This is a genomic window from Saccharothrix sp. AJ9571, from assembly GCF_021725495.1.
Taxonomy (GTDB): domain Bacteria; phylum Actinomycetota; class Actinomycetes; order Mycobacteriales; family Pseudonocardiaceae; genus Amycolatopsis; species Amycolatopsis magusensis.
On sequence record NZ_CP091382.1, the window covers coordinates 8,533,679 to 8,554,700 of the forward strand.

General features: G+C 67.4%; 20 protein-coding genes and 1 pseudogene. 10 read left to right on the plus strand and 11 right to left on the minus strand.

Annotated elements, in window-relative coordinates; all coding sequences use genetic code 11:
- Window positions 1-74: 74 nt before the first annotated feature.
- Window positions 75-1,199 carry an IS701 family transposase gene (locus tag L3Q67_RS38540; protein WP_499191746.1) on the plus strand — a complete coding sequence of 375 codons (1,125 nt, stop codon included), beginning with the start codon at window positions 75-77 and terminating at the stop codon, window positions 1,197-1,199.
- A gap of 245 nt (window positions 1,200-1,444) precedes the next feature.
- On the opposite strand, the gene L3Q67_RS38545 is transcribed toward L3Q67_RS38540, so the two are convergent.
- Window positions 1,445-2,143 carry a VOC family protein gene (locus tag L3Q67_RS38545; RefSeq protein ID WP_499186334.1) on the minus strand — a complete coding sequence of 233 codons (699 nt, stop codon included), beginning with the start codon at window positions 2,141-2,143 and terminating at the stop codon, window positions 1,445-1,447.
- A 570-nt stretch (window positions 2,144-2,713) separates the two neighbouring features.
- Between L3Q67_RS38545 and L3Q67_RS38550 the strand changes: the two genes are divergently transcribed.
- Both L3Q67_RS38550 and L3Q67_RS38555 read left to right on the plus strand, forming a co-directional pair.
- Window positions 2,714-3,919, plus strand: coding sequence for an IS110 family RNA-guided transposase (locus tag L3Q67_RS38550; RefSeq protein WP_209663709.1), 1,206 nt, complete (start codon window positions 2,714-2,716; stop codon window positions 3,917-3,919).
- 81 nt (window positions 3,920-4,000) lie between these two features.
- Window positions 4,001-4,120: a hypothetical protein gene (locus L3Q67_RS38555; RefSeq protein ID WP_499186335.1), complete on the plus strand. Its 120-nt coding sequence runs from the start codon at window positions 4,001-4,003 to the stop codon at window positions 4,118-4,120.
- Between the two features lie 534 nt (window positions 4,121-4,654).
- Here the strand turns inward: L3Q67_RS38555 and L3Q67_RS38560 are convergent.
- Window positions 4,655-5,443 carry an alpha/beta fold hydrolase gene (locus L3Q67_RS38560; protein WP_499186336.1) on the minus strand — a complete coding sequence of 263 codons (789 nt, stop codon included), beginning with the start codon at window positions 5,441-5,443 and terminating at the stop codon, window positions 4,655-4,657.
- A gap of 102 nt (window positions 5,444-5,545) precedes the next feature.
- On the opposite strand from L3Q67_RS38560, the gene L3Q67_RS38565 reads away from it, so the two are divergent.
- Entirely contained in the window at window positions 5,546-6,208 is a 663-nt protein-coding gene (locus tag L3Q67_RS38565) for a winged helix-turn-helix transcriptional regulator (RefSeq protein ID WP_499186337.1), read from the plus strand.
- 296 nt (window positions 6,209-6,504) lie between these two features.
- Here L3Q67_RS38565 and L3Q67_RS38570 read toward each other — a convergent pair whose 3' ends face one another.
- Window positions 6,505-6,966 carry a hypothetical protein gene (locus L3Q67_RS38570; protein ID WP_499186338.1) on the minus strand — a complete coding sequence of 154 codons (462 nt, stop codon included), beginning with the start codon at window positions 6,964-6,966 and terminating at the stop codon, window positions 6,505-6,507.
- A 49-nt stretch (window positions 6,967-7,015) separates the two neighbouring features.
- On the minus strand, window positions 7,016-7,246 hold the full coding sequence (locus L3Q67_RS38575; RefSeq protein WP_499186339.1) for a hypothetical protein: 231 nt from the start codon (window positions 7,244-7,246) through the stop codon (window positions 7,016-7,018).
- A 520-nt stretch (window positions 7,247-7,766) separates the two neighbouring features.
- Between L3Q67_RS38575 and L3Q67_RS38580 the strand changes: the two genes are divergently transcribed.
- Both L3Q67_RS38580 and L3Q67_RS38585 read left to right on the plus strand, forming a co-directional pair.
- On the plus strand, window positions 7,767-8,093 hold the full coding sequence (locus L3Q67_RS38580; protein WP_499186340.1) for a hypothetical protein: 327 nt from the start codon (window positions 7,767-7,769) through the stop codon (window positions 8,091-8,093).
- A 627-nt stretch (window positions 8,094-8,720) separates the two neighbouring features.
- A complete protein-coding gene (locus L3Q67_RS38585; protein WP_499186341.1) occupies window positions 8,721-8,936 on the plus strand; it encodes a hypothetical protein in 216 nt (71 codons plus the stop codon).
- A gap of 147 nt (window positions 8,937-9,083) precedes the next feature.
- On the opposite strand, the gene L3Q67_RS38590 is transcribed toward L3Q67_RS38585, so the two are convergent.
- From L3Q67_RS38590 to L3Q67_RS38600, 3 genes are all read right to left on the minus strand, one after another.
- Complete coding sequence (locus tag L3Q67_RS38590; protein ID WP_499186342.1) at window positions 9,084-9,638, minus strand: hypothetical protein; 555 nt, start codon at window positions 9,636-9,638, stop codon at window positions 9,084-9,086.
- Between the two features lie 515 nt (window positions 9,639-10,153).
- Window positions 10,154-10,531, minus strand: coding sequence for an ATP-binding protein (locus L3Q67_RS38595; protein ID WP_499186343.1), 378 nt, complete (start codon window positions 10,529-10,531; stop codon window positions 10,154-10,156).
- Window positions 10,532-11,044: 513 nt separating this feature from the next.
- Entirely contained in the window at window positions 11,045-14,095 is a 3,051-nt protein-coding gene (locus tag L3Q67_RS38600; RefSeq protein WP_499186344.1) for a CHAT domain-containing protein, read from the minus strand.
- Here L3Q67_RS38600 and L3Q67_RS38605 point away from each other — a divergent pair.
- The gene (locus L3Q67_RS38605; protein ID WP_499186345.1) at window positions 14,070-14,726 is read left to right on the plus strand and encodes a DUF6338 family protein; all 657 of its coding nucleotides are present in this window, start codon (window positions 14,070-14,072) and stop codon (window positions 14,724-14,726) included. The two genes, L3Q67_RS38600 and L3Q67_RS38605, sit on opposite strands and share 26 nt — an antisense overlap.
- A gap of 306 nt (window positions 14,727-15,032) precedes the next feature.
- Here L3Q67_RS38605 and L3Q67_RS38610 read toward each other — a convergent pair whose 3' ends face one another.
- The 4 genes from L3Q67_RS38610 to L3Q67_RS38625 form a co-directional block, all read right to left on the minus strand.
- Entirely contained in the window at window positions 15,033-16,241 is a 1,209-nt protein-coding gene (locus L3Q67_RS38610; protein WP_499186346.1) for a PPE domain-containing protein, read from the minus strand.
- Entirely contained in the window at window positions 16,238-16,726 is a 489-nt protein-coding gene (locus tag L3Q67_RS38615) for a hypothetical protein (protein ID WP_499186347.1), read from the minus strand. The genes L3Q67_RS38610 and L3Q67_RS38615 overlap by 4 nt, the downstream gene beginning before the upstream one ends.
- Before the next feature lie 749 nt (window positions 16,727-17,475).
- Window positions 17,476-17,940 (minus strand): hypothetical protein, encoded by a 465-nt coding sequence (locus L3Q67_RS38620; RefSeq protein WP_499186348.1) that lies wholly within the window; start codon window positions 17,938-17,940, stop codon window positions 17,476-17,478.
- 650 nt (window positions 17,941-18,590) lie between these two features.
- Entirely contained in the window at window positions 18,591-18,791 is a 201-nt protein-coding gene (locus tag L3Q67_RS38625; RefSeq protein ID WP_499186349.1) for a hypothetical protein, read from the minus strand.
- A gap of 273 nt (window positions 18,792-19,064) precedes the next feature.
- On the opposite strand from L3Q67_RS38625, the gene L3Q67_RS38630 reads away from it, so the two are divergent.
- The 3 genes and pseudogenes from L3Q67_RS38630 (at window position 19,065) to L3Q67_RS38640 (ending at window position 20,573) form a co-directional block, all read left to right on the plus strand.
- The gene (locus L3Q67_RS38630; RefSeq protein ID WP_499186350.1) at window positions 19,065-19,490 is read left to right on the plus strand and encodes an ATP-binding protein; all 426 of its coding nucleotides are present in this window, start codon (window positions 19,065-19,067) and stop codon (window positions 19,488-19,490) included.
- Window positions 19,491-19,836: 346 nt separating this feature from the next.
- A pseudogene (locus L3Q67_RS38635) lies at window positions 19,837-20,214 on the plus strand (transposase family protein); the annotation flags it as partial.
- 176 nt (window positions 20,215-20,390) lie between these two features.
- Complete coding sequence (locus L3Q67_RS38640; RefSeq protein WP_499186351.1) at window positions 20,391-20,573, plus strand: hypothetical protein; 183 nt, start codon at window positions 20,391-20,393, stop codon at window positions 20,571-20,573.
- Window positions 20,574-21,022: the final 449 nt, after the last annotated feature.

The window sequence follows — 21,022 nt, forward strand, 5'->3', positions numbered from 1 at the left end:
TCGTGATGCATTGACACTGGCGTGTCGGGTGGACACTTTCTCGTTGACCATGTATTCGATCTTGCGTGTTGGAGATGGTGACGGGCTGGTCAACGGGCTTGACGGCGTTCGCGGGGCGGTTCGCGGCGCGGTTTTCGCGAGTGGAGCCGAGGCGGCAAATGGCTTCCTACCTGCGGGGACTGCTGGCCGAGGTGGAGCGCAAGAACGGCTGGAGCTTGGCGGAGACGGTCGGTGAATCCGGTCCGCAAGGTATGCAGAGGTTGTTGAACTCCTACGCTTGGGACGCCGAGAGCGTTCGTGATGATGTGCGTACCGCGGTGATCGAAGTGCTGGCGGACACCGAACGCGGCGTGCTGATTGCAGATGAGACGGGGTTTGTGAAGAAGGGCACGAAGTCGGCTGGCGTGACACGTCAGTATTCGGGCACGGCTGGGCGGACCGAGAATTCGCAGATCGGGGTGTTCTTGGCGTACGCCTCGGATCGGGGGCGGGCTTTGATCGATCGGGAGTTGTATCTGCCGAAAGAGTGGATCGTGGATCGCGACCGCTGTACTGCGGCTGGCATCCCCGACGACGTCGGATTCGCGACCAAACCTGAGTTGGCACAATTGATGCTGGAGCGGGCGCTCACCGCGAGCATCCCGTTTGCGTGGTTCACTGCCGACGAAGCGTACGGGCAGGTGGGACGACTGCGACTCTGGCTGGAAGAACATGACATCGCGCATGTGCTCGCAGTACCAAAATCCCAGATGGTAATTTCCATGGATCTGCGGCAGCGGCGTGCCCACGCCGTCATCGCGGACGTCGCCCCGGCCGCCTGGCAGCGCCTGTCCTGCGGCGATGGCGCACAGGGGCAACGGATCTATGATTGGACGGTCGTCGACATCCGCCCCCTGCGTCGACCAGAGGTTGGACATTGGCTGCTGGCCCGCCGCTCGGTCAGCGACCCCTCTGAGATCGCCTACTACATTTGCTTCGGCCCCGCCGCAACCGACCTCCAAGAACTGGTACGTGTCGCCGGGAGACGTTGGGCGATTGAAGAAAGTTTCCAAACTGCCAAGAATGAAACAGGGCTCGACCACTACCAGGTCCGACGATACGAAGCATGGTATCGGCATATGACCCTTTCCACGGCAGCAGCGGCATTCCTTGTCATCACCCGAGACGCCGCGAAAAAAGGGGATCCACGTCCGGCCTGATACCGCTCACGTCCAACGAAATTCGCAAACTGTTCAACCGCATTACAGCACCGGTCCGGCACACAACACAACATGCGATGCACTGGTCATGGTGGCGACGAATCAGTCAAGCCCGAGCACGAGCCAGCCACTACCGACGAGGCCATCACGAAGTGTCGTTGCAGTACTAAGGAAGTGGAACAGGCGTTGAGGCTGAATTCTGCTCACCCGTTGACGGTCGGTCCTGCCTGCCGCCTGGATTCTGCTCACAGCCCAGCTTCAAGTTCCGCGACCCGCCGGAGGTCGTCAGCCAGTTCCGGTCCGCGCACCCCGGCGGCCCTGGCGCGGGTCAGCAGTTCCTGGGCCAGAGCCGGCTCACCTTGGCGGACCGCCACGTCGGCTCGAAGTACCAGCAGCTTCACGAGCTGGACCGCGGTCGGCTCCTCGTCGGTCCGATGCAGAGCCCGGTCCAAGACTTTCACCGCCAGCTCCAGGTCCTGCTTGGAATCCGCGAACAGCGAGCCCATGTGGATGGCCCGGTCGAACGTCGCCGTCGGCAACGGCCGGTGCCGCTGGTCCTCGCTGATCGGCTGGGCGATCTGGACAGTGTTCCCACCGGGATCGGTCACCAGGAACTGTCGCACCCCGTAGCTCATGTCCTTCAACGCACCCACCCGCGGAAGTCCCTCAGTGGACACTGACCCGAAGGCCTCCCGCAGCCCTTCAGTGAAGGCCGCATACAGGTAGTCGACGTCATCGGTGTCGACCAGGCAGCCATGCGCGGAGGACGTCGGATCGAACTTCTTGTCTCCGTAGAAGTTCAGCTCGATACCCCCGCGCTTCACGCTCAGAAACTGGTACGGCACCGTCTGCCGAAACGTGATCTTAAACCCCAATGCGGTGTAGAAGTCGGCCACCGACTCAATCGACTGGGCCATCAGCCTGGGAATCGTCTTCTCCGTCATGTTCCCGAAGGTAAGAGATCGACCTCTCCGCACGCACATGAAAGTGAAAACCCCGACGTTCCCTGGTCATCGGCGGTTCAGTTCTATCTGCGGGCCTCCAACACGGCCAACCACGACATCAGCGGCCTGTCGATCGACTGCTGTGGCACCGGTCGTGGCTATCGACCGCGTACGCCACGTAAGGTCGGGAGCGGAGCAGTTCCCCGACCGCGCTGGTACTCGTGCGAAGGCAACGTGCTGGTTCGCTGCCCACCGCCCACAGCTCCGGACGTCGCCCGCTGGTGTCCATGGCCAGGTGCACGAGGTCGGCCACGAGGCCGCGCTTGCGCATCACGTCCCCCCCGTTACCTTTTTCGTAGTTCCTGATCAAGGAGCTGTGGTCGCCAGGTTCGGCATGACTGATGCCCCCAGTCGAGTCCATGATCCGGGGGGTGGTGTCACTGGGCCTGGCGGCATCGAGGGACCGCTGATAGGGACACGGCCACCCCGCCGGGTAGGTCTCGTCGTAACGTGGGTGCCGGCCATCGATGCCTGACCGGCGACCACCCGCGACGGACGAAAGACGCGTGCATGAGCAGCAGTTTCGGCGTGTTCCTCGGTCTTGACGTCGGCAAAGAGTCCCACCACGCGGTGGGCCTGGACCCGGCCGGGAAGAGGCTGCACGACGGCCCCTTGCCCAACAGCGAACCCAAACTGCGAGCGCTGTTCGACAAACTCGCCAGCCACGGGCCGCTGCTGGTGGTCGTCGATCAGCCCGCGACGATCGGCGCGCTGCCGGTCGCTGTCGCACGAGCCCACGGGCACCAGGTCGCCTATCTGCCCGGACTGGCGATGCGCCGGATCGCCGACCTCTATCCCGGGCGGGCGAAGACCGACGCCCGCGACGCGTTCATCATCGCTGATGCGGCCCGCTCGCTGCCCCACACGCTGCGCCCGGTCGACGTCGGTGATGACACCCTGGCCGAGCTGGAGGTGCTGGTCGGCTTCGACGACGACCTGGCCGGTGAGGCCACCCGCCTCGGCAACCGCATCCGCGGGCTGCTCACCGGCGTCCATCCCGCCCTCGAACGCGCGATCGGCCCGAAGATCAGTCATCCGGCGGTCCTGGAAATCCTGTCCCGCTGCGGCGGCCCCACCGGAATCCGCAAGGCCGGGCGCCGCAAACTCACCGCGATAGCGAAGGCCCACGCCCCGCGCATGGGCGACAAACTGGTCGAGGCGATCATGACCGCGCTCGGCGAGCAGACTGTCACCGTCCCCGGAACCACCGCCGCGGACACCGTGCTGCCCAGACTCGCCGACAGCCTGAAAACCGTGCTCCAGCAACGCACACAGCTCGCCACCGAGGTCGAGGAGATACTCGATGCGCACCCTCTTGCCGGGGTCCTGACCTCCATGCCGGGCATCGGGGTCAGGACCGCCGCCCGCATCCTGCTCGAAATCGGCGACGCCTCCAACTTCGCCAGCTCCGCACACCTGGCCGCCTACGCCGGCATCGCCCCGGTCACTCGCGCCTCGGGCACCAGCATCAAAGGCGAACACCCCGCCCGCACCGGCAACCGCAAACTCAAACGCGCGTTCTTCCTCGCCGCCTTCGCCGCACTGCACGATCCGGCCAGCCGCACCTACTACGACCGCAAAAGAGCCGAAGGCAAGAAACACAACGCCGCCCTCATCTGCCTCGCCCGACGCCGCTGCGACGTCCTCTACGCCATGCTCCGCACCGGCACCCACTACCGACACCCCGAACCAGCCCACACCGCGGCAGCCGCTTGACAAACCCATAGGGACACCCCCCGGGGTTTCGACACCACCTGGACACACCTCGACTGGGGACCACTCGCCGGCGAGCTGTCGATGCTGCCCCGCCTCGGCTACGGGCGCACCATGCTCGCGCCCGCTCGCCGGCGTCTCACCACCGCGGAACTGCCCTGGCGGCTGTCCGGTGATGCAGCGTGCATCACCCAGTCCCACTGAGGTGATGCACGCTGCATCACCCAGTCCCACTGGCGCTGTCCTGCCACCGTCGAACAACGGCGATCATCGCCGCCACCGACAGCTTCGCCCGCGACCAGGACGGGTAATCGTCACGGCTTGCTGCCCCCGCTCCATCGCCGACCGACTCAACACGAGCGGACATCGCGCCGTATCTGGTGGCCGTGCATGGGGCCGCGTTCGGCCAGCGCGCCGAGGATGAACAGTGACCGGACCAGGGCGCCCGCCGCGGCTAACCTGCAGCTGAGCCACGGCCAGTTCCTGATAGTGGACCCGGGCGGTGTCTATCCGAGCAGCGTCAAGATCGCATGCTCGAACGGCCTTATCAGAGTCGAACCCGGCTCGGCGGTGATCCTCACCCGGCATCCACACCGGCCGGGGTCCACGTCTCCGTCGACCTCCACGACACTCCCCGACCCTCGACGAACGCCTCCACTGGCTGGCCGCTTGCGGGAGCCGGGTGGCCCTGGTGCGTGCCGCGGCCGGTTGCGTGTCCCGTACAAGGCGGAGTCGGTGTCATGGGGTGAAGAATTGTTCGAGCACGCCGGCCAGTACGTTCGGGTCGGCCACGTGTGTCTGGCTCTCGATGATCCGGCGCTCTGCCTTGGGCAGGGCCGCTGCGATCGCGTCCGCGGCGGTGTCGAAGAATCCGGGCTGCAGGCCCCCCATGTGCGGATCCGGGATGCCGCCGGTTGCCACCAGTGTCGGCTGTGTGATGGTTGCCAGCCGGGTGACCGGTGGCCGTCCGTCTCCCAGACAGGCCGCGTCGTAGGCGAGCGTGGGGGCGAGTGCTTCTAGGTTGGGCCAGAACGACGAAGCGCGTGCTCCGGCGATATCGTCGTCGGACGAGCCCGCCAGGCGCATGAACAGTTCGAGCGCGTCGCCGCGCTGACCGTCGGCGAGTGCCGCGGTCAGCCGGTCGACGTACTCCAACCACTGCTGTGCCGCGTCATCGTCGATCAGGTAAGGGACCTCGTACACGGCGATCCGGTCGATGGCGAGTCCGGCGGCGGCGGCTTCGAGTGCGAGCGCTCCGCCCGACGAGACACCGAACAGGTGCGCCGACTCACCGGCCTCGCGGATCAGCGCGTCGATGTCCTCGATCTCACGGTCCACCGCGTACGGGCTGGTGTCACCGCTGTCACCCCGGCCGCGGCGCGCGTAGTTGACGACGGTGAAGTGCCGCGCCAGCTCCGGGACGAGCGCCGCGTTCTCCGAACCGTCGTCGAGCCCGCCCCCTACCAGGATGACCGTCGGACCAGTTCCGGCGTGTTGGTAGGCGATCGACGTGCCATCTTTCGACATCACACAGATCATTCGGGCTCCTCACAGGGCCATCGCAGCATTGACTCCTAACCTAGGAGTAGTAGCTACGTATAGGCAAGTGGTGCCTGCTAGTATCGAGCGGTGCGTGGCTACGACGATCCGTGCGGCATCGCCCGAGCGCTGGGCCTCGTCGGAGAACGCTGGGCGCTGTTGGTGATCCGCGAACTGGTCTTCGGTCCGAAGCGGTTCACCGATCTGCGGCACGGGTTGCACGGCATCAGCGACAACGTCCTGTCGCAGCGCCTCCGTGAACTGGCCCAGGCGGACGTCGTGCGGCGGCGCAAACTCGGACCACCCAGCAGTACCTGGAGCTATGAATTGACCGAACGTGGCCGCGAACTGGAGCCCGTTCTGACGGCCCTCGCCCAATGGGGCAGCCGGATCCCGGTCAGCGACTCGACCAACCAGAACCTCAGTGTCGACGGGCTGATCTTCGCGTTGACCACCACCTTCGACGCCGACATCGCCGGCCGCCTCGAGACGGTCGTCCAATTGCAAGTCGGCGACGACCGCTTCCGAGCCGAGGTCAGGCATGGACATTTCCGAGTCGCGCGCGGCAACGCCAACAAAGCCGACGTCACCATCACCGCGGACTCATCGACCCTGCAGTCGCTCGTGTTCGCCGGGCAGCCGCTCGCAAAGGCTGAAGAGACCGGCAAGGCCACGACCATCGGCGACCGCCGCGCCGCCGAGCACCTGCTGCGCTGTTTTCCACCATCAGTCCGGCCCACTGCCCGAACCTGACACCCACCTGCCAACCGCACGACCTGGATATCGATCTCGCAGTGGTGGACAGCGCCGAGTCGGACCGGATGGGGCCAGCGCGCGATCTCCCCGATGACCTCGCACGTCCGGCCCGCCCACTCGATGCGGTCGGTGGGCGTGACGTCGAGGTCCATTCCGGCCGGGGTGTAGATCCGCCAGCCGGTCGTCACCATGTTCCGGGCGTCCGAGGTCGTCTCGGTCGACGAGCGAGGTTGAACGCAGACTCCGCGCACGACCGTGCGGGTTCCGGCCGTGTAGTCCAGCACGTCCGAAGATCACGCCTGGTCTCCGCGGTTGAGCCGGTAGCGGTCCACTGCCCGTGTCCAGGACTCGGGCATCGCTGCGGCCGGAGCTGAAAAGGACAGCGACTCCCCGCCCACGGTCATCGCCGAGATGCCGGGCTGCACGGTGAGCAGGTAGCGGGCCTCGGTCAGCACCGTGTCCGCGATGTTCTCGGGCACCGGGTCGTAGCCGTGGGTGTAGACCACGCGCACGGCTACCAGCTCGTTCGGCCAGCAGCGCGCCCGCCGGAGCTGCCCCTGTCGGGACCAGGTGAAATCCGTGATCGCATGGCCGCGCACCTCGACCGTGGTCACAGCCACCACGGGCGCGGCCGGGAGCGTGAGCACCGTGCAGCCGTGCCCGTCGAGCCACGCCACGTCGTCGGCCACCAGCGACACAGGGTGGCGCACGGCGCCCCGGAACCGCGCCGACGCCGAGGCCACGGCATCGGCCACGGCCGGATCGTCCTCGGCACGCCCAGCTCAGCGGGCGACGACGGCCGGGTCAGCCAGCAGCAGGAGGGGCATGGCCGTCTCCCTCCGGACCGGAGCTGCTGGCGGTGTCACCGGGGATCGCGCCGGTCTCGACGTAGCGCGCGATCGCGAGCAGGTCGTCCACGAGCGGCGGGTCGCCGGGCAGCACCCGGGCGGCCGCGTACACGCACGCCGAACGGCACGTCTGCGCGTCGGACAGGCGGGTGTGGTGACGGTGGCGCTCTGCGGGTGGGGCGGGCACAGGTCTGGGTTGCTCACGCGCCCGCAGAGCTGGCACACCCAGCGGTCGCGGTCGAGCACGGACAGGCCGATCCTGCGCCATGCGCGTGTGACCCCTCCTGCCCATACCCTGTTCATCCACGATGCCCCTGCCCATCTGACTACGTGCGTTGTCACTGACAACATACGTCGTCGCTCTAGTGTGAAAGTGTGCCCGACCAGCAGATATGTCCTGTCCTGTCCGCGTGAACCTCGCGGGTTTCGGACCTAGTTTGCGGGTCGGCTGCGGGGTTGGGGTCTAGTTTGCGGGCCGGTGACCGAGGGAGAAAACCTCTCTCGTCGAGAGATTTTGACCGCCTCCGGTCGATCTCCGGCTATTCCCGCGTTGGAAGGACTCGCTTTCGGCCTGCCACTTTCGGGTAGTACGCGCGTGATGCGGCGATCTGGGCGAATCGCCGCCAGGGTAAGGGGTATCTGAGAGATGTCAGCAAGTTTCGGTCAACAGGGAACGTGTCAGGAACCCGGTTGCCAATACTAGAGAGGTGAAGAACATGAATACTCGTCGAATTACGGCGGTGACGGTCGGCGTGTTGTTGACGATGGTGGGCGCAATCGGAACCGCTATGGCCTGGGATCCGAGCGAGACATATATGGGTTCGTACAACTCCAAGAGCAACTGCGAGCGGACAGGTGCAAGCAACGGTTACGGCCTTGGGGAGCGGTGGTCCGGTTACCGTTGCGAAGGTCGATGGGAACGGGGCCCGCGAGATGATGAGTACAGGTATGCGTTGTACGTGAAAAATTTCCAGGCGGACCCCGAAGACGACTGGGACATCGACACCACTGATCTCGTCGGTGACATTGACTGAGGACACCTAAAAGAAGGCAAGATAGTGTTACAGAGGTGAATTCCCCCACGGTTGATGTTCACAGGCGGCCATCGCTGCGCCGGGTCGGTCATGAAGCCGAGAACACTAGGTCTTGCAGCTGGTCAGCGCCGGTTGTCAGGCGCACACCGGCCGGACACTGTCCCCGTTGGCCGAGCTGCCGCCTGCGTATGCCCAGGCCACCGCGCTGGACGCCGAATCCGCAAAGTAGGTCCGGACACTCGGCCGGGAGTTGTCCGGACTTACTTTGCGTGTCGCAGGTCAGAGGCCTACCCATCCGCAAGCTTCACGTGCCCGACCGGACATGTCCGGTCGGGCACGTGTCAGCTCCGCTGAAGACCAAAGCGGTGGTTGTCGTTCTCATCCGCGCGCTCAGCGCGAACTCAGCTGGGTGACCTCGGCGTGCCCTTACGCTGCGTCCATTCCGCTTGATTCCTGCTGACGCAACGGGTGGGACCGACAACCAGGCGGTGCGAACCACTGTCGTGGTCGGTGTCACTGGATGTGGTGGGTGCTGGTTAGGGGTGCGGGAGGGCCGGGGTATCCGATGGGCAGGAACCCTCACCACAGGTTCCGGGAACCCTCCCCCGAGGGATGAAAGGAACCGCGATGATGATTCGACGAATGCTCGCGACCGCAGCGGCGGCACTGGCAATGACAGGCGGGGTGGCGGTGTCTGCGCTCGTCTCGGCCGCTCCGGCCATGGCCGAGGAGACCGCTCAGGAGGTCAGCCCGTGGGAATGCATGCGCGGGGGCGGCCACGTCGAGGGCTATGGGAACAATGCCTGGTGTTCAGGCGGAAAGTACAACGGACAACCCGTCTAGCCACAGCGCTCATCAAGGAGCCCCGCCGCGGGTTTCAGGGCCCTTCCCCAAGTCAGGAAGGAATCGCGACGATGATTCGACGGATGCTTGGGACCGCGACGGCAGCTCTGGCGATGGCAGCCGGAGGTGCGGTGATGCCGCAGGACATCAGTGCAGTAAGCCCGGCCGGACTTTGGCTATCCCCTGGGCCAGTTGCCGGACCGTGGCGATGTTCGACAGCTTCAGTTCCACTTCCGGACCGACAGTGGGCGTGCGTTTCAACAGCGCCGCGTGGCGGGTGCGGAAGTGGGGGTCCACGGGAGTGAACACCAGGGCCGACCGCACGGCCTTCGAGTTCGGGTCGCCCTTGTCCGGCGGACGCGGTTGCTGGCCGCGCACGGCGCGCAACTCCTCCCACCCGATCAGGTCGGTTTTGCGACCGGCTCGCCACCACAGTCCACGTTCATCGACGACGAAGCGGTGCGTGCGGGGGACGGAGCCGACCATGATCAGCAGGCCGCCCAGCGCGAGCGCGCCGAAGAGGAACGACGCAAGGGCCGGAGGCATATCTTTCGACGTTGCCGAGGGGGTCCCGACGTCCGGGAAGACGGCAGCCAACCCGAAGAAGACGAACATGGCCAGCCCGCCGATGAACGCCCACCGACCGGATCGGTACTCGATTACGGGCGTCCCCGGCTGGGGCGCCCAGGTCTGTTCAGGCACGACCGGCAGCGTAACTGAAGACCGCTCCGGGGCATCCCCGTTCCCATCGTTGCCAGCCTGCCGGGGACTCGAACCTGCGGCGGACTTCTGGGGCGAGCAAACGACCTGGTGACCTCGGCAAGCGGAACCAGAATCGTGCTGAGAGGTCAGGGACCTGCGCTAATTCTTCCCCTGCCCGCGCGGTGACCGTTTGACCTGGACCGCCGACGCAGTGTTGACGCCTGCGCGAAGCTGGACCTGGCCGCGCAACACACCGCTGGCCGAGGGCTTCCCCGAGCACACCCTGCTACCGCGAACGGCGAGCCCGGCGCGGTCCCCTCCCGCACCGGCCCCGGGCCGCCGCCCTCGGCACCGGCAACCCAGGTGGCTACCACCTCGCCGCGTACCACCGCCTCGTCACCTCCGCCGAGGGCGCCGCGCCTGGCCCCGCTTGCCCAGCCATCTGTCCGCGTCGACACCGACCCATTGAGCCTCAGCGACCACGGCCGCGCCATGGCGGGAAGTCAGGAGGTGCCTCAGGGCCACACCATGCGCACGGTGGTCCCGGTCGGGGTGCTGGTGACGGCCGCTTCAGGCACCAAGGCGCGGATCATCGGCAAGCCGCGCCCGCCGGAGGGGCGTGGCGGCCCGTCACGCCAGTGGCCCGTGTCGCTCACCACGATGGTGAGGAATCCGGGCTCCAGGTGCGCGGCCAGCGTCATGGTCCCGTCCTCGCGGGCGGGGTAGGCGTGCTCGACCGCGTTGGCCATGGCTTCGTACGCTGCCCGGCGGATGTCGGCGGCCAGGCCTTCGGGTACCTCGAGCGTGGTCAGCCACTCGGCGAGCACCCCGCGCAGCACACTGGCCTGCGCCGCCACCGCGGCGACCTCCCGCAGCCACGATCGCTGCGCCACCTCCGCACCCCCTCGGCACGGGGACCGGCAGGAAGATCGGGGTCAGTCATCGATGTCCTCCCTGGCACGGCCGGAGCCCGTATGCCCCGATTCGCCACCGGGCCACTCCGGGGGCGCTACCGGCAACCTCACGACCGTCAGCATTCCACTCAACGGCACCGCAGAGGGGTTCCACGGCGGCACGTCGCCCTCGCCCTCGCCGAGGTTCTCGGGTTCCTGCGCTGGCGGCGCCTCTCCCGGCAACGAGTGATCGGGCGCCGCTGCTCGCATGTTCCGCGATGCGGAACAACCTCACCATAATTTCGCGTTGACCGCACCGACACTCTTGGTGTCACTTGCCCCCACGTTCAGGTGACTAACCGACTCGAGACATCGTTTGTGGTCCTCGCGGCCCCTGCGACGCTCACAGCAGGCGGGCATGTTCGCCGCCGCAGGGAGTGGGAGAGTGCTCAACCTGGACGATGTTGCCTACACAATCAGCTACGCCCTCGTTGGTTGGCTGCAAGGCCGAGGTCAGGGGCCGGTGTGGAGATGGGCGGCCCAGAGGCTGGGGAATGGTTCGTAGCGCTGCCGGAGTTCGCGGGTGGCGTGGTGCAGCGCCTCGGCGTGGGAGAGGTTGCGGGTCAGGCCGCGGTAGAAGGCCGCAGTGAGGTCGACCGGTACGGGGTCGCGGATTTCCCACAATGTTCCGATGACGTGGGGGAAGCCCGCCGCGTGGAATGCCGACGTGAACTGGATTGCTTCGTCGAGGAACCGGCGGTCGGGTTTAGCGGTTCCGCAGGCGGAGAGGACCGCCAGTTCGACGCCGCTAGCGAACCGGGAATTCGCGACGTCGGCGACGGTGAGGGGGTTCGTTTCGTGGTCGTGGAGCAGCAGCTTGCCTGCCGACGGGTCTTGCCAATCGGCCATTGAATGGCAGGCGAAGTGCACGCGTTCGTGGTGTGGCAGCTGGGCGAGAACCTTGGCGCGGGTCGCCTGTTCGGCGGTCAGCGCGAGGTGTGCGGTGGAGTGCTCGCCGGCGAGGGCGGCTTCGCGTGCCGCGCTGGGCAGCGGATTGATCGGGTGGTCGCCGGAGGGCGTGGTGGGCATGGCGACGGTCAGTGCCGAGCGGCCGCGTCCGGTTCCTGTGCTGCCGCGTGCCCGCCGCAGCGCCTTGATCGTCGGGGTGTAGGAGGAGATCACGCGGTCCAGTGCGCCGTGGTGGTCGCGCTGGGCGGCGTGCACCGGGAGGAAGCCCAGCGGGCCGGTCGGGATCCACCACAGGCGCGGCCACGCCCGCCCGGCCGGCGGGCCGGTGAAGCCGAGGTGGTCGAGCACCGGCTGGGTGATGGTGTCCCACAGCCAGCCGAGCACATCGGTGATCTGCTCCTGCGCGCTTCGCTGCGCGGCTTCGTCACCGGTCGCCCATCGGCCGCTCGACGTTTCGACCGCACGCAGCAGTTTCCCGGCCTGCTCCGCGAGTACCTCGGTGGTCGTGCCGGGAAAGGGGAGCACGTCGAGGTCACCGCTGGCGTAGATCAGCGCGTCCGACCGGATGGGGCTGGTGTTCAACACCACCACGGGGCCGTTCACGGATTGGGCGCGCAGGTCCGCCAGTTCGAGTGGTGCCCCGAAGTCACGGTGCTCTGGCAGTGCACGGATCCCGGCGACGACCTTCTCGAATTCCGCGTGCAGCTTGCGCCGGTGCGCGCCCGCGTCCCGCCCGGCGGGCGCGTCCTCGCGCAGCAACCCGCCGAGGCGTTCGAACTCGGCGGCCAGTTCGGGTGCGTGCTCGCGCACTGCGGCCACGTCGTCGCCGTGGTCGAGTGCCCGGGACAGCAGTACCGCACGGCCGCGTTCGGCCAGCACCGCGGCCTTGCCGGGGTTCCCGGCCTGGAGCGCTACAGCGGTGGCGAGCCGGGTGACTTCCCCGGAGTGCCGCAGCCACTGTTCGCGGGCCTGTCTGCTCACCGCCTCGGCTGCCCAGCCCGAGACCAGCTCGACCGTCTCCGCCAGCACATCGCTGGCGTCGTTCCAATGCTGGTAGCGCACCAGCCATTCGCTCGCGCTCATTCCCGCGGCCGAGCGAGCGGACCGCGGCCGGGTGGCATCGCTTAGCTGGGTTCGCAGGCGCGTGACCGCTTCGGACAGGTCCCGCTCATCGCGGAAGTGCTCGTAGCGCGACAACTGCACAGCGCTCCACTGCCGCGATACCACCGCATGCATCGGGTCGTTCGAGTCGATCAGGTCAGCCACGCGCCCGAACTTGCCGAGCACATCGTCGAAGTCCATGCGTTCGCCGCTGTTGCACGCCAGCACCGCTTCGAAGTACAGCGCCTCGACGGCCAGCGGGCTGCCGGGCGGCAGCAGCCGGGTCACCATCGCGAACCGCTCCCGCAGCGGCGCGACCACCCGGGGATCCAGTTCGAGGCGCGGCGGGGTGTCGGTACGCAGGTCGCCCGGCCTGGCCAGGTCGTTCATGAACTCGCCCCAGGCGATCAGGGGCGCCAGGAAGGCTTCCCGGCCGATCTCTCGGTCAAGGCGCCGATCGGGGTGGTGATCCGGCAGCGCGCGCAGTCGCAGGTCGAACCCCTCGTGCAGGTCCGCGATCCGCTGCTGGGCGGCGAACCGCGCCATGAGCAGGCGTCCGAGCATGTCTTCGCCTTCGCGGCGTCGGGCGTCGCTCGTGCCCGGCGTGGTGAGGGAACCGCGGCACAGCTCGATCGCTTCGTCGCGATCGGCGATTTCCCCCGTCAGCATGCACCGTTCCTCCAGCAGCCAAGCCAGGCAACGCCGGTCAAGCACGGTGCGCGGGCCGGTCGGCGTGATCGCGCGAAAGCCCGAAATGGCTTCGTCGAAGTCGTTCAGGTTGTGCGTGCGCAGGGCACGCAGGCCGAGGGAGGTGGCCAGCCCTTCCAGCGCGGCCGCCCGTTTCGGCCCGCTGGTGGCCTGGACGTGCTGACGGCGCACTTCGACGGCCTGGTCGGAGTCGCCGTCGGCAGCCCGGGAATCCAGAGCGGAGGCGAGGCAAGCCAGTCGCTTCGGATGGCGCAGCGGGACAGCCGCGTCCACCCCGGCCCGCAGTTCGATGATCTCGTCGAGATTCCGCCGTTCGCCCGTGCAGTCGTAGCGCCAAAGCAGGGCTTCCGCGAGTTCGGCGGTCCACCAGCCGCGGTCGCGGTGCCGGGGCCTCAGCCGCTCCAGCATTTCCCGGCAGGTCGCCACCAGGTCGTCGGCGATGGTGAGCCTGTCCGTTTTCGACGAGAATGGGCTGCTCAGCTGGAGCTCGTAGGCCCGCCGCAACGCGCCGGCGAAACTGCTCAGTGCGTCTTTCCTCGCCCAGTGCCGGTTCGGCAGGCCGGGCAGCGAGGCCGCCAGGTTGTACAGCGCGAGGCGCAGGTCCTCTTCCCGGTCGGTCTGCCGGTAGGCGTGCCAGGCATGGACCCCCGCCACGGCCATCTTCTTGCATTGACGCGGTGATCGCGGGGTCGGCACACCCGACAGTATAGTGACGATCAGTGGCAGACGTTCACTGTCCGTGTCATCAAGGGGGCTCGCCGTGAACCAGGTGCCGTCGACGGTCACCCAGCTCGTGTTCGCGGTGCTGTTGCTCTTGCCCGGCGTGGTGTACCAGTTCACGCGGGAACGCCTGCGTGGGCCCGTGCCGGCCGAACGCGACCTCGGACACCGGGTGCTGCGGGCGGTCACCGCCTCAATCGTGCTCGACAGTGTCTACGCCGTCGCCGCCGGACCGCAGCTGATCAGCCTCGCCCGCGGTGGCGCACCGGCGGGCTGGGCCGGGCTGTCCGCGCAGCCGCGACTGGTGGGGATCGTGGCGCTCCTGCTGTTCGCGGTCCTGCCAGCGACCGCTGCCCTCGTGGTGTCCTGGTGGCAACGCCGCGGCTCGGCGGCCCGCTTCAGCACCACACCAACCGCCTGGGACCACACGTTCCGCGATCGCGGACCGTGCTTCGTGCGCGTCCGGCTCAAGGACGGCGCCTGGGCTGGCGGCTGGTACGGCAGCCGTTCCTACGCCACCTCCTACCCCGACCCCGGCGAACTGTTCCTCCAGACAGCCTGGCGATTGAGCGAGGACGGCACCTTCCTCGGCAAAGTCGAGCAGACCGCCGGCCTCTACCTGCGCGCCGAGCACATCGACGCGCTCGAACTCCTGACCACACAAAACCCCGCACCATCAGAAAAAGGCACCCCATGAGTTCCCCCAGCGAACACCAGAACCTCTTCGGCCAACCCGAATCGTCCCGCGGGTACTCCCCTCGGACCGGCCAGGAGGAAGAACCCGACACCGGGCCCCACGGCCGGGGCGCCGTGACAAACTCCACCACCGAAGACGACAACAACACGGCCTCGAACTAACACCCCTCGTGTCCAGAACAGTGCGCCGGAGCGAAGAGAACACTGCCTCCGTGACCAGAACGCACTGCTACTCGGCTCTCCGACACCGTGACTGGGTTGTTCGGCTGCTTGATCGTTTGCCGGGGGTGAGGCGCGCTGAGCGGGGTTACTCGCCGAGGACGCTGGGGTAGGCCGGGGCGATGTCATCCATGAGGTCGAGTCCGTCGACCCACCGCACCCGGTGTTCGGTGTCTTGATCTTGGTTGGCGTTCTGCCCGCCCAGCGGCGGGTAGAAGCCCGCGCCGCCGGCGGCGCTGCCACCGCGTGGACTCGCCGCCGCGCTGATGTTGCCTGACCCGGTCAAGGCGGCCGGGCCGCCGGGCTGCCCGGCCAGCGCTCCGGGACCAGCGCCGAGGACGGGGTTGGCGCCCGGTGCCCAGTTCGGGCCGCTGCCGGGGCGCGCGAGGCCGTCGGCGCCGATGAGGCCTGTAGGACCAGGTGTGCCGCCGGGTGCCGTGGTGGTCGCGGCGGCGTGGGTGCTGCCGAAATCCAGATTTTCACCCGCGGCGTCGTCAGCGTCGTTCCTGCGCGGCGGAACGTTCGGCGCGGCGTCGTCGGGCCGTGGCTCAGGCGGGGGCGCTGGTGGCGTGGGTGCCGGGTCGGTGGTGATGGCGGGGGTCGCGGCGAACGGTTGCGGCAGGCTGCGGTGGGTGTCGCGGCTGGCGTCCTCGTATTCGGTCATCACCCGTACTGCGTCGTTCTTGGCGTCGGCGGCCTGCTGTTTCTTGGGTAGATGATCGTCGAGCAGGTTGTTCATGAAGTACAACCCATCAGGCCCCTCGAGCGGGCTGACTCCGCGCCCGTCTTTGAACCAGCGTTCAGCGTAGTAGTGCACCGGTTCCGGGATCTTGCGCTGGGCTTCGGAGATGGCCGAGTTGTAGTTGTCCAGGCCGAGTCCGACGCCGTGGGCTTGGTCGCTGGCTGTGCTGGCCCACTGGGTCAGCGTGGACACCGACGCGGCGGCACGCTGCGCGGATGGGCCCTGCCAGGCGAACATCAATTCCTGCATGGTGGCCTGGATGTCGCTGGTAGCGAGGCTGAGTTCGCGAGCGAGAACACCCCAGTGGTGCGCGACCGAGCCCACCGCGCCGGGTTCTGCGGATTTGATCATCTTCCACAGTTCGTAATGCTTGTAGAACCGCCAGTTGATCGGTGCGAACACATCGGCGTCGCGTAGATTCTGTTCCCGTTCCCGTTCCCGTTTCCGCTTGACCCGCCGCTTCTTCGCGCGGCGGCGCTCCCGTGCCGACTGCCCCTCGTGGGCGGACTGATCCCGCGCGACGTCGCCTGGATGCCGGGCGTGGCTGGGGCTCACGTCCGCTGTTCCGCTGCCGCGCGGCGCAGGCCGGCGGCCGCGCTCTGGTCGTGCTCCTCATGAGCGGCCCGGACCCCGGCGAGTGTGTGCCGCAGTGACGCCAACTCGGCCAGGTAGCCCTGGAGCGAAGCCTGCACCCCGCCGGGCGCGGCGCCGCCGCGCAACCCGAATGCCTGCCGCATCGGGCGGGTCACCGGGCTGGACCCGTCCTGCAACCTCGCCCCGAGCCGCTGAGCACCAGGCAAGAAACTCGACAGGTGGTCGTAGTGACGGGCCAGCGCCGTCTCCGCCGCGATCACCTGGTCATAGTCCATGGCCAGCACGTCGGAATACGACGGCACGACCCCAGCTTCGCCTGCCCCGCTCGGGCGTTCCACATCAGCAGCCCGCGCCCGGTTGTCGCGCTCGCGCTTCTCGCGGTCGCGCTCGACCCGAGCTTGATCGCGCCCCAGCTCGGCATCTTCTCTGGTCCGCACTCTTGCCATAACCACCATCTTCACATCTCAGCTACCTGGGATGGCACCTTTGTTGCACACGCAGGCACGATCCCTGCACACCTGATCGCCCCGACCCGGCATCCACAAGATCGCCGAGCGCCAGCCACCGCCTCGCCCCGGCGGACGAGGTCGATCAGGTCCGGGATCATTGGCTCCAGGTTTTCGCGTCACGAGGGCGGGGTAAAGGTCCACCCATGTGGTTCGCACTGAGCTTGCCGTTGATCTTGATGGTGGTAGCACTGATGATGGACGGGGTGGAGCGGCGTGTCACCCCCGCCCGAGCCCGCCGTCACTGACCAGACCGGACAACCGCTGACCAGCTCGGCAATGCTGGCAACTACTGCACCGCACAGCCGTCGGCAGACTGGTCTACACCCACCACGCACTCCCCGCGGTCTGCCCGGCCCGGTTCACCGCGATCGCCACCCGCATCCTCATCCCCACCACCGAACAACCCTGGCTACCCGACCTCACCGACAGATCGTCGCCGTGCACGCAGACGAACTGTCGGACACCGGGCCACTGTGGACAGTCACCGTGGTCGGCCACGCCCAACACCAAGGCGACATCATCATTATCGCTGCGGGAACCCAATCGGCGACCCCGCCGGCCATCGATGGCCGGCCGGGCCCACCGCCTGACGTGAAACAAAATCCCTTCTAGGCCCGCACGAACAAGACCGAGTTCTCACGTAACCAAGGCGTCGGGGCGATATTCGCGCGCCAGGTGGCCAGCGGTTAGCGGTTGGCTTCGGGCTCTTCGACGGTCTGCCAGCGCCCGGCCTGGTAGAGGAAGCGGAAGCTGTCCTTGCCGTTGAGCGGCCCTTCGAGTTCGGCGGAGAGCTGCACGGTGGCGCTGGGCTTGTCGTCGACGGTGTACAGCTCGACCTCGGTGATCTGCGCGTTCTCGTAGGTCTCGCGCAGTGATTCGCTCATGCGGTTGCGCAGGTTGGTGACAGCGGCCTGGCAGGTGCCGTCCCCGAATTGCATGCCGATCCCGCGGGCTTTGGTAGGGGTGAGCAGACCGCAGGCGATGGAGGCGTTGCCGGAGACCCAGGCGTCGAGGTAGGCACGGGCGGCTTCGCGGGCGCCGTTCTCGTCGTTGGTGGTGCCCAGATCGCCGAGCTCGCTGCCGTCGTCGAGACCAGGACGGTCGCTGCTGCCGCACCCGCTGAGAAGGGCGGCGACGGCGAGCACGGACATCAGTACTACGGCGGAGTTACGCAAGGGAGCGAACCTTCCTGATGCAGTGGAAAAACGGTGTTCACGCTGACCGACATGAGGCAACTTGCTCGGACTTCGGACGGTGCGCAGGGGTCGCACCGTCGGACCGTCCTCGACGCCTATCCGATTCACCGGGCTCCGTGCGTTGTGGCACGGAGCCGAAAGCGCATGCTCGCCGAGAAATTCCATGGCCTCTCGCCTGAACGCGCGGTATCCGGGGCGCCGACTAGGACTTGGCGGCGCGACAGGTGCGGTGCCAAGTGCGGAAACCTGTGCTGGACAAGTTCCCGCCACAGTGTTGCGTTGCACCCGGAGCGCACTGTCAACCATGCGCGACATCCTGACGAAGCGATCCCACACCAGAGGTAATCGTTACCCAGGAAGGCACGAATATTGCACAACGCCGCTGGACCGACACCTCGCTGCCCGATGCCACGCCGGGCGAGTCTTCGGCGAAGGTCCGTGGCTCAGCCGATGTTCGGCCTACCCTGCGCTGGGAGCGCAGTGCAGCGGAAAGGACAGCCGTCCGAACACAGTCGCGACCGCAACATTCCGGCGACACCCTGTCAGCCTGACACGCCCTGGGCCACTCGCTCCGTGCTGCGGTCCTCGGTCGCGGCCGGGCGACATCATCGGTGTCCCGATGCCGGGGCCAAGCGCCGCCGGTGTCGAGCGGGCAGGTCGGCGGCGAACCGGCTCACCAGCCCGGCCAGGACGTCCCGATCACCCGAAGACCAGTCGTGCAGCGGTGCGGAGAGGATGCGGCGGCAGTGCAGCGTGCGCGCGACGATCCGCAGCGCGGTCCCGATTGCTTGACTGCGGTACCTCACCTCCCTCTCGGGACCCCTTCCGCAGCAGGTGGTGATCCCTGGCATGGCGCAGCCCGGCCTAGGCGGAACCACCGGGACCACGGCACGTCGAGACACCGGTGCGTTGCAGCGCGCCCTCGTCGTGCCGTGACAGACCATCGCTTTCGCCCTCGCCGCAGCAACAGCCCTGCTGGCGCATCGCCCCGATGCCGCCGCCATACCCCTGATCCGGTTTGTCCAGCCTGCCAACAGGGTAGAATCCGGGCATTGTTCGCGTAGCCGAGGGGCCTCGTCATGACTGATCCGGATGCCCTCGAGCGTTCCGATCAGCAGGCGGATTCGGCGCTGATACGCCAGGTCGCGGCATCCCCCGTGCAGGCCAGCCTGGTCCGTGAGGTGCTCACCGAGTGGATGCACACCCGCGGGCTTCCCGTCGAGTTGATCGAGGACGTCCGGCTGGCCGCGTACGAGGCGCTGGCCAACGCCGCCGAGCACGCCTACCCCGGTGACGCCGAGGGCACCATGACCCTGACCGCGCAGCTGGAACCCGGGTTCCTCACCGTCACCGTGTCCGACACCGGCCAATGGCGCGACGGTCCGCCCCGCCCCGAGGGAGGGCGTGGGCTAATCCTCGTGCGTGCGCTGACGGCGGAGGCCGCGGTGAGCAGCACCCCCACGGGCACCACGGTGCGCATGACCTGGCCCTGGGTCCAGGCCTGAACCAGCCCCACCCGGCTGTCCGGGACGGCCGCGGCGGCGTAACGCCGGAGAGCGCCAGGGCGACAAGGCGGGCAACGTCCACTTCGGAAAGGCCACCGCATGAGCCAGCAGCACTGCGTGGCTACCTTGCTGGTGGCCTGGCGCGCCGAGATCGACAGTGTGCCGTGGCCGGAGCTGATCAGCACCGATGAAGCAGTGCGGATCGTCACCAGCGCGCGCCCGCCGCGGCCACGCGCGCTGCATCGCTGGCCAGGCCGCCACCGCATCGCCATGGCTGCCGCTAGACGAGTAATGCGTAAGTGGAGGCGGTGGCCGGAGACGGACGAAGGGTGTTCAAGATCAGTTTGTGACGACCGACCTGAACACCCTTCTCACCGCACTCTACGTCAAGATCGATGACCACCTCGCCGGTAGGCGTCGCATGGGCAGACGGCCGAAACTCACCGACGCGGAGCTGGTCACCCTGGCCGTGGCTCAGGCGCTGCTCGGGTTCACCTCCGAGGCCAGGTGGCTGCGGTTCCTGCCCGTCCGGATGCCCGGCGCGTTCCGGTACCTGCCCGGCCAGTCCGGCTACAACCGTCGCCTGCGCGCCGCGTTACCGCTGATCAAGCAGGTCATACGCTGGTTGGCGGCGGACACTGACCTGTGGACCGACACCACCTGGATCGTCGACTCCACCCCGGTCGAGTGCGGACGCTCCCTGCCCACCGTGAAGCGCTCGAATTCACCGCTGACGGCACGCTCGCCGGTTGCGTGTCACCCAGCCACCCCGAGATCACTGGTGCCACCTTCACTTCCCTGGTCAACGGTACGTTCAGCTGCTTGTCCGGTTCCACCACCAACACGTCGGTCTACCACTGGAACAACGGGCACAGCAGCGTCGTCCAAGGCGGATTCGAAGTGAACCTCAAGCCCGGTGGCACCACCGTGCTCGTCCTCACCGGCACCGTGACCGCGGGACTGTTCAACGGCGCGACCGTCGTGCAGACTAAGGTGCTGCCAGTCACCAGCCTCACCGCTTGCCTGACCCCGGAAGGAATCACCAGCTCCAGCGGTACCGCCTCATTCACGGCGGTGCTGTGACACACCTATGCCGACTGGGTAAGTTGATCCGTCGAACTCACCCGAGCATGCTGCCGGTGGTCCCCGAAAGATACACCACCGTCGTCGTGGTCGGCACTCACTGCCGGAACGCGCGCCACGATTTCAGTGATTGATGCTGGTCCTGGCCGATAAACGCCGTAGTCCCACTACAGGCTCCCTACGCTTGGCCCGCGAACTCTTCGTCTGTGTTACGGCGAGGCCGCTGTCGATCAGCTGGTAGGTCAAAGCGTCGAAGTCGGCTCGCCAGTCTTCGAGCGCGGCCGCCGCAGTATCAGAACGGCGCCTGGAGAGGGGTCCGGCGCTCGCCATCTTCGCTCAGCCCCATCGGCATACCCGCCGCCCGTGGAAACCATCGGAGCGGCTACGTCGATCCGGTCGACCTCATCGAGCGCTTCGCGTGGCCGACACCGCCCGCTGCGGGGTGAATC

Bases quoted from the DNA above. Each gene is read 5' to 3' on its own strand.
- L3Q67_RS38560 (WP_499186336.1), bottom strand. From the start codon at position 5,443: ATGTCGAAAGATGGCACGTCGATCGCCTACCAACACGCCGGAACTGGT.
- L3Q67_RS38540 (WP_499191746.1), top strand. From the start codon at position 75: ATGGTGACGGGCTGGTCAACGGGCTTGACGGCGTTCGCGGGGCGGTTC.
- L3Q67_RS38620 (WP_499186348.1), bottom strand. From the start codon at position 17,940: ATGTCCGTGCTCGCCGTCGCCGCCCTTCTCAGCGGGTGCGGCAGCAGC.
- L3Q67_RS38550 (WP_209663709.1), top strand. From the start codon at position 2,714: ATGAGCAGCAGTTTCGGCGTGTTCCTCGGTCTTGACGTCGGCAAAGAG.
- L3Q67_RS38555 (WP_499186335.1), top strand. From the start codon at position 4,001: ATGCTGCCCCGCCTCGGCTACGGGCGCACCATGCTCGCGCCCGCTCGC.
- L3Q67_RS38630 (WP_499186350.1), top strand. From the start codon at position 19,065: ATGACTGATCCGGATGCCCTCGAGCGTTCCGATCAGCAGGCGGATTCG.
- L3Q67_RS38615 (WP_499186347.1), bottom strand. From the start codon at position 16,726: ATGGCAAGAGTGCGGACCAGAGAAGATGCCGAGCTGGGGCGCGATCAA.
- L3Q67_RS38545 (WP_499186334.1), bottom strand. From the start codon at position 2,143: ATGACGGAGAAGACGATTCCCAGGCTGATGGCCCAGTCGATTGAGTCG.
- L3Q67_RS38585 (WP_499186341.1), top strand. From the start codon at position 8,721: ATGATGATTCGACGAATGCTCGCGACCGCAGCGGCGGCACTGGCAATG.